This window comes from Streptomyces sp. NBC_01260, assembly GCF_036226405.1.
In the GTDB taxonomy this organism is placed as follows: domain Bacteria; phylum Actinomycetota; class Actinomycetes; order Streptomycetales; family Streptomycetaceae; genus Streptomyces; species Streptomyces laculatispora.
Window position 1 is genome coordinate 128,508 of sequence record NZ_CP108465.1, and the last position, 11,577, is coordinate 140,084.

Genomic DNA, 11,577 nt, shown 5'->3' on the forward strand with positions numbered 1-11,577 from the left:
ATGTCTGACGAACAGAAGCTGCGGGACTACCTCAAACGGGTGGCCGCCGAACTGCACGAGACCCGGTCCCGGCTGGATGCGCTGCGCCGGCAAAGCACCGAACCGATCGCGATCGTCGCCATGGCCTGCCGCCTCCCGGGCGGCGTCCGTTCACCGGAACAGCTCTGGCAGCTCGTCTCGTCCGGCACCGACGCGGTCGGCGCGTTCCCGGACGACCGCGGCTGGGACGTGGACGGCCTCTACGACGCGGAACCGGACCGTCCGGGGCGTACGTACACCCGCTCGGGAGGCTTCCTCGACGGCGCGCTCGACTTCGACGCGGACTTCTTCGGCATCTCACCGCGCGAGGCCCTGGCGATGGACCCGCAGCAGCGGCTGTTCCTGGAGACGACCTGGGAACTGTTCGAGCGGGCCGGTGTCGACCCGGCCACCCTGCGCCGCAGCCGTACCGGGGTCTACGCCGGCTGCGTCACCAGCGACTACCAGGTGCTGCTCACCGAGGCTCCGGAGGACATCGAGGCGTACCGGATGACCGGCTCGGCGACCAGCGTAGTGTCGGGCCGGGTGGCGTACACCTTCGGCCTGGAGGGGCCGGCCGTCACCGTGGACTCGGCGTGCTCGTCCTCGCTCGTCGCACTCGACCTGGCCGTGTCGGCGCTGCGCGGCGGCACCTGCTCCCTGGCCGTCGCCGGAGGCGTCACCGTGATGTCCACCCCGACGGGCTTCGTGGACTTCAGCCGCCAGCACGCCTGCGCGCCGGACGGCCGGTGCAAGTCCTTCGCCGCGTCGGCGGACGGCACCGGCTTCGCCGAAGGCATCGGTCTCGTCCTGCTGGAGCGGCTGTCCGACGCCCGCGCCAACGGCCACCAGGTGCTCGCCCTCGTCCGCTCCACCGCGGTGAACCAGGACGGCGGCAGCAACGGACTCACCGCGCCCAGCGGCGAGTCGCAGCAGCGGGTGGTACGCGAAGCCCTGCGCTCCGCCGGCCTGGCCCCCGGGGACGTCGACGTGGTGGAGGCCCACGGCACCGGGACCCGCCTGGGCGACCCGGTGGAGGCGCGCGCGTTGCTGGCAACGTACGGCCGGGACCGGGACGAACCGCTGCTGCTCGGCTCGGTGAAGTCCAACATCGGCCACACCCTGGCCGCGGCGGGCATGGCAGGGGTCATCAAAACGGTCCTCGCCATGCGGGCCGGAACCGTCCCCAAGACCCTGCACGTGGACCGGCCGACCCCGATCGTCGACTGGTCCTCCGACGCGATCCGGCTGGTCACGGAGGAGACACCGTGGCCGGAGACCGGACGTCCGCGCCGCGCCGGGGTATCCGCCTTCGGCATGAGCGGCACCAACGCCCATGTGATCCTCGAACAGGCCCCGCCGCAGGTGCCCGGCACCGCGGACACCGTTTCCCCGCACACGGCCCCGGTCCCGCTGCTCGTCTCCGCACGCGGGGACGAGGCGCTCGCCGCGCAGGCCGGCCGGCTGGCGTCCTTCCTGGCCGAGCGGCCGGACCTGCCCCTCGGGGCGGTGGGAGCGGCCCTGGCCGCCCGCCCCGCGCTGCCCAGCCGCGCGATGCTCTTCGGTGACGATCCGGCCGGCGTCCTGGCCGGCCTGACAGCGCTCGCCGAGGGCCGTCCTGCGGCCGGGCTGGTGCGCGGTGCGGCCAAGGAGCGCGGCGCACCGGTGTTCGTGTTCGCCGGCCACGGCTCCCAGTGGCCCGGCATGGCATCCGAACTCCTGTCGCGGTCAACGGTGTTCGCCGACTCCATGCGGGAGTGCGCGGCGGCCCTCGCCCCGCATCTGGACTGGCCCGTCGAGACCGACTTGGCGAAGGCGCTTTGCGACGAGGAGGCGATGAAGCGGCTCGACGTGCAGCAGCCCGTGCTGTGGGCGGTCATGGTGTCGCTCGCCCGGATGTGGCGGTCCTACGGAGTCCACCCGGCGGCGGTGATCGGCCATTCCCAGGGCGAGGTGGCCGCGGCCTGCGTCGCGGGGGCACTGACCCTTGCCGAGGGCGCGCGCGTGGTCGCGGTACGCAGCACAGCCCTGGCCGGACTACGGGCCACCGGCGCGATGCTCGCCGTGGCACTGCCGGTCGAGGAGATCGAGGCCGAACTGGTCCGGTACGGCGGCCGGTTGTCCGTGGCCACGGTGAACGGGCCGGAGGCCCTGGTGGTGTCGGGCGCCGCCGACGCCTGCCGGGAACTGCACGCGCGCTACAAGGCCGAGGGCGTCCGCGTACGCCTCCTGGACGCACCCGGTGCCGGTCACTCGGCCCAGGTCGAACCGGTACGCGAGACCGTCCTCACGGAACTGGCCGGGCTCAGGCCCACAGCCCCGGAGGTCCCGCTCTACTCCACCGTCACCGGCGGCAGACTGGCCACCGCCCCGGACGCCGCCTACTGGTACCGGAACCTGCGTGAACCGGTCCGCTTCGACCGCGCCGTCCGGGCCGCGCTGGACGAGGGCCACCGGGCTTTCATCGAGGTGAGCGGCCAGCCGGTGCTGGCCGCCGCCATCGAGGACCTGGCGCACGCCGCGGAGACGGACGCGGTCGTCATCGGCACGCTGCGGCGCGGCGAGGGCGGCCCGGAGCGGATGGCGACGGCGGTTGCCGAGGCGTACGTACAGGGCATAGGCGTCGACTGGTCGTCGTCGCTGCCGGACGCGTCCGAGCCGGTCGACCTGCCGACCTACGCGTTCCAGTCCCGACGCTTCTGGATCGAGGACACGACATCCGGCCGGGCCCGCGAACACCGGCCGCCGGCGCCGGTGCCCGGGGAGCGGGCCGATGCGGGGTTCCTCACCGGCCTGGCACCGGCCGAACAGTACCGGCGGCTGCTGGACCTGGTACGTACGGAAGTCGCCTCGCTGCTCGGACATGAAACCCCGGGCGCGATCGACCCGGACCGCTCGTTCCTGGAACTGGGAATGGACTCCGTCGTCACGGTCGCTCTGCGCAACCGACTGGCATCGACCACCGGCAAGAGACTGACCGTGCGCCAACTCTTCGACCTGCGCACAGCGGACGCACTGGCACGGCATCTGCGCATCGAACTGTTCGGCGCGGATCGCGCCGACGGCGCGCAGGACGACACGGCCGCCCGCGCGGCTGGCACCGCCGGTGGCGCGGCCGGCACCGGCGACCGCGCCGTCGACCCGGCTGGCGTCGCGGCGGTCCGTATCGCAGACGGCATCGCTGATGGCGCCGAGGGCAGCACCGTCGATCCCGCCGTGTACGGCGGTACCGACCACACCGGACGCCCCGCCCCCGGCGCGCTGCGCCGCGCGGCGGCGGACGCGGCCGCGTCCACCGATCCGGACCGGATCGCCCTGTTCGGCGAACGGGTGGCCGAGGCGGCCACCCGGCTGCCGCGCTTCGACGTGGCCCAGGCGCGAGACGTGCCCAGGGCGTACGACCTCGCCGCCGGCCCGGCCGGGCCGATGCTCATGTGCTTCCCCACCGTGCTGGCCACGTCCGGCGCCCACCAGTTCGTCCGGCTGGCTACGGAGCTGACTGGCCGGCACGCGGTGTGCGCCTTCGAACTGCCGGGTTTCGCCGGCGAGGAGCGGCTGCCCGCCTCGTGGGCGTCGCTGGTCGACGCGGCGACCACGGCGGTGACGGCGCGAGCGGAAGGGCGGGCCGTCGCACTGACCGGCTACTCCTCGGGTGGCCTCCTCGCCCACGCGGTGGCGGCCAGGCTGGCCGCGTCCGGCACCCCTGCCGAAGCTCTGGTCCTGCTGGACACCTACCCGCCGGGCCCGCTCACCCTGGCCGGGCTGCCGCCTGCGCTGCTGTCGGGCGTGGCGCGCGGACTGGACGTGCTGGAGGCCGACGACCGCCGGGTCGCCGCGATGGGCGGCTACCTTCCGCTCATCGGCCAGTGGCAGCCCACCGACCCGGCCGCGCCCACCCTGCTGATACGGGCGGCCTCGGCGCTGCCCGGGCATACACCGTGGCGCGTGCCGTCATGGCAGATGCCCTGGCCCGGCGGCCAGACGGTGAGGGAGGTACCCGGCGACCACTTCACGCTCCTGCAGGAGCACGCCGCGGACACCGCGGCCGCGCTGGCCGACTGGCTGGACGACATCACCGGTCCGCGCGAGTTGGAGTGGTCCGCGTGAGCGCCCGGACCACCGTACTGGTGGTCGGCGCCGGCCCGGTCGGACTCGCGGCGGCCGCCGAGCTGCGCCGGTTCGGCGTCAGCGTACGGGTGGTGGACGCCGCCCTCCACCCGGCAACCGGCCCCCGGGCGATGCAACTGTGGCCGAGCGGGCTCGCGGTACTGGACGACCTGGACGTGCTGGAGGAAGCCGGCCGGCTCGGTCAGCCGGTGCGGGCGATGCGGTTCACACTGGCCGGCCGCCGTCGCTTCGACCTCTCCCTCGGCCCCGCCGACCAGCCCCTGCTGCTGCCCCAGCACCGGACGGAGGAACTGCTGGACCGGGCCCTGCGCGGGCTGGGCGGCATCGTCGAACGGGGTATCCGGGTGACCGGTATCGAGCAGGACACGACCGGCGTACGGGCGAGCACCGACGGTCCCGGCGGACCAGGCGTGATCGAGGCGGACTGGCTGATAGCCGCCGACGGAGTGCGCAGCACCGTACGCACCGCACTGGACGTCGAGTTTCTGGGCGAACAGGTGCCGATGCCTCTCCTGCTCGCCGAGGGCAGGCTGACCGAGGACATCGAGCACGGCGCCGTGCACTACTCCATGTCCGAGAAGGGGTCCCTGGTGTACGCCCCGATGCGGGACGGAACGGTCCGGATCTACACGGCCGTCCCGCCGGACACGCCGCTGACCGAGGAGACCGTCCAGCGCCTGCTGACGGAGCGCGGTCCACGCGGTATGCGCCTGGCCCGGCTGGACGTGGTGCGCGAGTTCACGAGCGCCGAGCGGATCGCGTCGCGGCTGCGGGTGGGCCGGTGCTTCCTGGCCGGAGACGCTGCTCACACCCATGCCCCGCTCGGTGGCCAGGGCCTCAACCTGGGCCTTCAGGACGTACGGAATCTGGCGTGGAAGCTGGCGGGCGTGGTGAGCGGCGCACTCCATCCGGACGTGCTCGACACATACGGACAGGAACGCCGCCAGGCCGCCGAGCAGACCGTCCGGGCCACCCACACCATGCTCCGCGTTTTCATGCTGCCGCCGTTGGCCGCCAGGGTGCGTGACCTGGTGTGGCAGGCGCTGGAGTCCGCCGGTGTGCTGCGCCGGTGGTTCGTGCCCCTGCTGGCCGGGAGACGAGTGCGCTACGAACTCCCGGGCCCCGGCCGCCGGGCAGGCGCCCGCGCCCCGCAGTGGGCCCTGGCCCATGCGCCGGACCACCGCCTGGCCTTGGTCACCGGTGACGCGGCCGCACACTGGGCCCGAGCCCTGGCAGCCCGTCGGCCACACCTGCTGACCCACCGCACGGCACCCCACCGCGGCTTCCTCCTGGTCCGTCCGGACGGCCACATAGCGGCAAGCGGCTCCACCGCGGCCGACCGGGAAGCCGTGACCCGCCTGCTCGACGCGCTGGACGCGACGGCGAGGAGGGCGAACAGCACGGACCGCGACGTGCGTGGCGCGGGGCGTCCTTGACATCCACAGCTTGAAGCAGGCGTCGTCCAGGCGCTGTCACGTTGTTGGGCGCGCGTACATCTGACGGTGTGTCGGGGTGTGGTGGGGCGGGTTCGGGAGCCGTGTTCAGGCCGTGGTGGGCTGGCCGGTGGCGCCTGTGATGTGCTCCCAGATGGCGAAGCGGATGGTCATCTCGGCTCGATAGTGGTGTGCGGTCATCAGGTGGCGTCGGGGCCGGAAGTGGGGTGAGATGCCGCTGAACGCGGACAGGAACCGCTGCGCCCCGCCGGCAGAACGGAAGCCCTTCATCGCACGTTCACGCTGTCGGGTGGGCTGGTGACTGTTCTCCGCCCGGTTGTTCAGGCCCTTGTGCGAGCGATGCTGCACCGAGGGCATGACCTCGCGGTGAGCCGCGCCGTAGGAGCGGAGCTTGTCAGTGACGATCACCCGGGGCGCGGCACCGGTCTTCTTGAGGAGTGTGCGGAAGAAGCGCCTGGCCGCAGCCTTGTCCCGGCGGTCCTGCACGAGGATGTCCAGGACATTGCCGTCCTGGTCGACCGCCCGCCACAGATACTTCTGCTCACCGTTGATCTCGATGAAGACCTCGTCCAGGTGCCACTTGTCCCCGGGGCGGGGCCGACGGCGGCGCAGCGCGTTGGCGTAGTCCTGCCCGAACTTGGCGCACCACCGCCGGACGGTTTCGTGGGAGACGGCGACACCACGCTGGAGCATCAGCTCCTCAACCTCACGGAAACTGAGCGGGAACCGGAAGTACAGCCACACGCAGTGCGAGATGACCTCAACCGGGTATCGGTGCCCCTTGTACGACGGCGGTGTACCCACCACGGACGGCTCCCCCCAACGTGATCAACCCCGAAGATCATCCCACGAGCCAGCCAACGTGACCGCGCCCTCGGGCGCGTTCGCCCAGGTCTGCGACCGTTTCGGGATCCGCAGGAGCATGGGCCGCGTCGGGTCGAGTTACGACAACGCCCTCGCCGAGAGCTTCTGGCAGGGACTGAAGAGAGAGACGATGCACCAGAGGCTCTTCACGACGATCAGCCAGGCCAGACTGGAACTCTTCCAGTGGCTGACGTACTACAACGGGCGAAGGCGCCACAGCTCGCTCGGCTACCTCTCACCCGTCGAGTTCGAACAACAGCACCAGACAGAACGTAGACTCACACTCGCGGCATGAACCCCTGTGTCCACACTCCGGGGGGCACCTCACAGCCGCCATGTCCCCTCCACCGTGTAGCCGACGTGGAACAACCGTCCGATCAGAGTCTTCACCCGGGCCAGTGTCCACCGCTGGTCAGCCCAGCCATGGGCGAGCGGGCCGCGCTCCAACTCCCGCCCCAGTTAGGCAATTTGGTCTGCCGAAAGCCTCGGACGCCCTGGCGATCCCTTCGACCGGACACCCTCTTCACCCCGCTCACGCCACTGACGGCGCCAGCGCTCCACCGACCGCTCGCTCACCCGCAGCGCGGCCGCGATCTCCCGGTTCTTCGCGCCACTCTCGAAACGACCGACCGCTTCCAGCCGGATCCGCTCTCCTGCAGCCCTCTTGGCATCGGTCAAACCGCCACCCTGCGCGTATCTCACACCCCACAGCTACCGACCCGACTCAGCCGATGTCAGGCGAACGGCCCGACATCACCCAATCAAGTTTCAGTAGCGGGCCGAAGGAGTGAACTTGCGTCAAGGCGCGCGCGGATGGTCGGCCCACCCAGCGGTATGACGTACACGGAATCCGCAGAATGGCATGAAGTCACCAATGAAGAGGTGGAATGTGATCAGGGAAATTGCTGTCGTCGCGGCTCTTTGCGGCGGTCTTGTCTTCGCCAACGCGGGCTTGGCCGCCGCCGCCGGTTCCGGTGGCTATGGCGGGGAAAAGGGTTGCTCTGTCTGCTCCGCCGGTCAGGGCCCGGATGTTTCGATCGGCAGCGGCAATAAGTACATCTACAACCCTCAGATCCTGGGCAACCTCCTCAACCTGCTCTCCCCTCCTGCCATGGGGGGCGGCGGGGGCAACGGTGGCGGCAACAGCGGAGGCAACAGCTGACCCCGCCCGGCTCCGGCACGTTCTCTTCGGTCTCCGTGGCCCGGCCGGGGATGTGCCGCAGGTAGCGCATGCACGGGCCGGCCGGGCCGTTCGGTGCGGTCTGCCGATCACCGGCGTTGCGATCCCGGCCGGTCTCCGGGCCAACACGCCTACCCCGTCGGCTCCTGCGGTGCCGTCATTACGAGACCCCGGGCGCCATCGTCCGGGGTCTCGCGGTGCACTGTGACGTGTCCGGCGGGTTCAACGACCGGCCGCGGCCGGTGTCAGGCCCATTCCACCCCGAGCTCGGCGAGGACCTGGCGTTGTTCGGGGGTGAGTTTGTCGCGTCGGCTCTTGGTGTTGCTGATGAATACGCCGAGTTTCACGAGGTGTTTCTGGCCGTCGATGTCGATGGGTTCTTCGTGTTTCCTCGGGACGGGCCGTTCGTGTCCTTCCCTCTGGAGGTACTGGGCGAGGGCCGCGACCCCTCGCCGGAAGGGTGCCGACAGCCCGCCCGCCCCTCTTCCCGCGCGGGCTGTCACCGGGGCGGGTTCCGGCGCGTCGGGTGTTACGCCGAGCCCGCCGAGCCGCTCCTGCTGCTCACCGCTCAGCTGCGCCCAGGTGTGCGCCCGCCGTTGCTGTGCCAGCCACTTCCCCAGGTCGTCACCCTCGAACAGCACACCGGGTTGGATGGCGGGCAAGGTCCCGCCGGCCTCGGTGTCGGCGAGGTCCGCGAGGACCCGGTAGTGCCGTTGCCAGTCCAGCGGCCACGGGCAGTTCCAGTCCTCATCGATGGCGGCCAGCTGCTCGGCCCGCGTCCCGGCCCGTTCCGGGTCTTTGCCCAGGCCGTCCTTTCGGCGCAGGTTCGCCATCAGCTGCCCGATCGCCACCAGCTCGTCATCCGCCTCACCCCATACGGCGTCCTGCCGTGGCGCGAGGTGCCCGTGGGCGCGGTGGAAGGACCGCAATGCGGCGAGCTTCGTCTCCCACGCTTCATCGCCCGGTTCCCACACCATGCCCTCCTGGTCGAGGAGCTCCTTGCGGTGGGGGTCGAGTTCACCGGCCCGCTGCGCCCGGCGCTGCTGATGCACCCACCGCCCAAGGGGAAACCGCACCACGCCGACCTCGGTCTCGGTGTCGTACGGCACCGAGAACAGCCCGGTGATCTCGTGCTCCGCGCGCCAGCGCCGCAGTGCCTGGTATCCGTCCAGCCACACCAGCGATTCGGGCCGGAACACCCGGGTCCGCAGGAACGCCGCGATCGTCGCCGGATCACGCGGCGTGGAGAAGTGCAGCAGCGCCGACTCGACCACGGCTTCCGTGCCGTCCTCCTGCTCGACGTCCTCGCCCTCACCCTCGGCGCCGATGATCCGCCCGTCCGCGTCCCGCTTCACATGTACGGGCCGCTCCCTGCTGCTCCGTGTCAGGGCGCGGGAGGCGAGCTGCTCGACCAGGCGCTCGTCGTGAGAGCGGAGGCCCTGGAGGAGGGCTACAAGGGGTGCAAACGAGGCGGAGGCGACCATGTCGGTGGGGTTCTCACCGGGCTGAAGGAACACCGGCACGATGATCCGGGCGACCTTCGTGGCCCCGTCCGGTTTCGGGCGCAAGGCCCGCCCGATGTTCTGCACGATCTCGACCTGCGACCCGCGGGTGTCCGCGAAGCAGACGGCCTCGACACCTCGCTCGCCGACGATGTCGACGCCTTCTCCGAGGATGCGGACGGAGGCGAGGAATGCCCGGTGCACCCTGCGGTCATCGGCGTCGATGCCGTTGGCGAACTGACGGAGCACTTCACGCCGCTCGGACACGAGGTGGTCGCCGCACAGCCAGTCCGCCCAGACCCGGTCCGGCGGGACATGCCGGTACGGCTCCAGGTCGTAGAGTTCCGCGTCGATCGAGGACGCTGGCAGCTTGGCAGCGTCCTCGAGGAACCGGTCCGATGCCTCCGTGGCGTAGAGCTCGGCCGCGGTCTCGGGCAGCTTCTCCGCGAAGACTCGGGCCTCCTCGACCCGCTGGTGGAACGTCAGGACGGTGCGCAGGTTGTTCGCCGCGGCGTGCTCCAGCAGAGCGGTCTGGAGGAGTGCGAGGCGCCGGCCGCGCAGCGCTTCCTCGGACAGGCCCAGGACCGGTTCGGGGTCGCGGATCTCGATGACGTCGATCTCGAACCCGGCCAGTACGCCCCGTTCGACGCTCTCCGAGAGACCCAGCTCGAAAATCCACTCACCGTAGGGGCCTGCCGGATCGGAGGTCATGCTGGCGATCTCCAGCTCCTTGCCGTCCTTGCCCTTTTGGGGCCGCGGGGAGGCCAGAATGCGAGGGGTGGCGGTGAGGTACAGCCGGAAGGCGGCCGGGATGCGGGCATTGTCGTGGATCGCCGCCCACGGCCGGCCAAGATCACCCGCCGTACCATGCGCCTCGTCCACCACAGCCAGGTCGAAGCCATCCATGGACTGACCGAACAACCGCTCCCCACCCGCGAGAGCGGCCTCCAGCGGCCCCCGCACCTTCTCCTGGCCCGAGGGGGCGTCGACGTCTTCGCGGTCCACGAGGGAGGCGTACGTGGCGAACACGACCACCGGCCCGTGCCCTGCCCACAACGCCAGCTGGATCGGGTTCGTGGTCGTGTTCACCCCGAGCTGCTCCAGGACGTCGTCCTTCTCCAGCGAACACACCGCCACCATCGGCGCGTGATGCCCGACCCTGCGCCACACCAGAGCGGTCTGCACGAGCAGATCCAGGGTGGGGACCATGACGAGGATCCGCCCGTCCCGGAAATTGTCGAGCGCGGCCCAGGCGGAGGTGATCGTCTTGCCGGACCCGGTCGCCGACACGACCGTGGCACGGGCACCACCCTCCGGCACAGCAGTTCTTGCAGGGAACCCCACCCACTTCCGGATACGTGCATTCGCATCCACCTGGTGTTCCCGAAGCTGAATAGCAGGCATTCCCTGGTCCCTTTCTAGGAATTGACCGGCGTGAAAGGCGGAACGGAGAGGGTGCCGTCCGGGCCGAGCACGACGTGCTGCGCGAGCTGGGCGAGGACCTGCTCCGCGGCGAGTCCCGCGCCCTCGGCCACCGCACGAAGCCGCCGGCCGGTGGAGGCGTCCAGCCACACCTCCGCACGGAGTTCGTCCTTCGCCCCGCGCCGCTGAGCCATCCACGCCGCATGGCCGGTGAGAGCGGCGGCCCTCCGCTCCACACGCTCACGGGCCCACGCACTGCCCACGCTGTCCTGCTCAGGGTCATACGCAGCCGTTCCAGCGGCGGCGATCCAGTCCCGAACCCGACGCCACTCCGCATGCCGGGCCTTCCACACCTCGGCCAGATGCTGCGGATCCTCATACGACAGCTCACTGGACGACTGACGGGCCCAGCCCGTCAGCCCCCCGGCGGTCTCACGCTCCCGCACCGCGGCCTCGGCCACCTTCCCCAACACCTCCGCCGCACTCAGCCCCGCTCCCCGGCGGCGCACCACGTCCCGGGCCACGTCATCCGCACACCACATCAGCGAACTCCTCGATAAGCTGCAAAAAGGCGGTTCCACATGCGCGTTCCGTTCCTGAGAAGAGCCCTTCCGGGCATCAGGGGATGTGCCCTGCTTCCACCAACTCTACATGTGCATTCTTCCAGAAGGGCACGACTCGCAAACCCGCCGCCCCCACCCCTCATAGCCAGCCCGGCCCGCGCCAGCGGGCCCCAGGTCCTGGAGGCGCAGCCGGAAGGACCGTCAGGCGGGGGAGCGCAGCGGACCCGCCGGGAGCGCCCCGCGCTCCCCCAACTCCCGCACTGGAGGCCCCACTAGCCGCACCACCACACCCCAGCGGCACGGCCGCGCGATGCGCGGCCAACCGGGCGCGCAGCGGCCCGCCCCACTGCCTCCAGGAGCGCAGCGGAGGGAGGCGCCCACGCTCCGCGTGGGCGAAGGGAGCGCAGCGCCCGCGCCCCTTGCACATCGCGCAGCGATGTGGTACC

5 protein-coding genes and 3 pseudogenes are annotated in these 11,577 nt (G+C 71.2%); 4 read left to right on the forward strand and 4 right to left on the reverse strand.

The genetic code is table 11. The features are described from left to right. Positions 1–4,125 (forward strand): annotated as a pseudogene (locus OG322_RS41300) (type I polyketide synthase); the annotation flags it as partial. Continuing rightward, on the forward strand, positions 4,122–5,582 hold the full coding sequence (locus OG322_RS41305; protein ID WP_329307841.1) for an FAD-dependent monooxygenase: 1,461 nt from the start codon (positions 4,122–4,124) through the stop codon (positions 5,580–5,582). The pseudogene OG322_RS41300 and the gene OG322_RS41305, both read left to right, overlap by 4 nt. 105 nt (positions 5,583–5,687) lie before the next feature. Here OG322_RS41305 and OG322_RS41310 read toward each other — a convergent pair whose 3' ends face one another. Continuing rightward, positions 5,688–6,407: an IS6 family transposase gene (locus OG322_RS41310; RefSeq protein ID WP_124286631.1), complete on the reverse strand. Its 720-nt coding sequence runs from the start codon at positions 6,405–6,407 to the stop codon at positions 5,688–5,690. 67 nt (positions 6,408–6,474) lie between these two features. Between OG322_RS41310 and OG322_RS41315 the strand changes: the two are divergent. Beyond that, positions 6,475–6,759, forward strand: a pseudogene (locus tag OG322_RS41315) (integrase core domain-containing protein); the annotation flags it as partial. A 32-nt stretch (positions 6,760–6,791) separates the two neighbouring features. On the opposite strand, the pseudogene OG322_RS41875 reads toward OG322_RS41315, so the two are convergent. Continuing rightward, positions 6,792–7,166 (reverse strand): annotated as a pseudogene (locus tag OG322_RS41875) (helix-turn-helix domain-containing protein); the annotation flags it as partial. A 187-nt stretch (positions 7,167–7,353) separates the two neighbouring features. Here OG322_RS41875 and OG322_RS41330 point away from each other — a divergent pair. Further along, on the forward strand, positions 7,354–7,626 hold the full coding sequence (locus OG322_RS41330; RefSeq protein WP_124287015.1) for a hypothetical protein: 273 nt from the start codon (positions 7,354–7,356) through the stop codon (positions 7,624–7,626). Positions 7,627–7,889: 263 nt separating this feature from the next. On the opposite strand, the gene OG322_RS41335 is transcribed toward OG322_RS41330, so the two are convergent. Beyond that, complete coding sequence (locus OG322_RS41335; protein WP_123466584.1) at positions 7,890–10,550, reverse strand: DEAD/DEAH box helicase; 2,661 nt, start codon at positions 10,548–10,550, stop codon at positions 7,890–7,892. A 14-nt stretch (positions 10,551–10,564) separates the two neighbouring features. Then, positions 10,565–11,110 (reverse strand): hypothetical protein, encoded by a 546-nt coding sequence (locus tag OG322_RS41340; protein ID WP_329305836.1) that lies wholly within the window; start codon positions 11,108–11,110, stop codon positions 10,565–10,567. Positions 11,111–11,577: the final 467 nt, after the last annotated feature.

What these genes read in the sequence shown, in the direction of transcription:
- OG322_RS41340 (WP_329305836.1), bottom strand. Translation starts at nt 11,110, where the DNA reads ATGTGGTGTGCGGATGACGTGGCCCGGGACGTGGTGCGCCGCCGGGGA.
- OG322_RS41335 (WP_123466584.1), bottom strand. Translation starts at nt 10,550, where the DNA reads ATGCCTGCTATTCAGCTTCGGGAACACCAGGTGGATGCGAATGCACGT.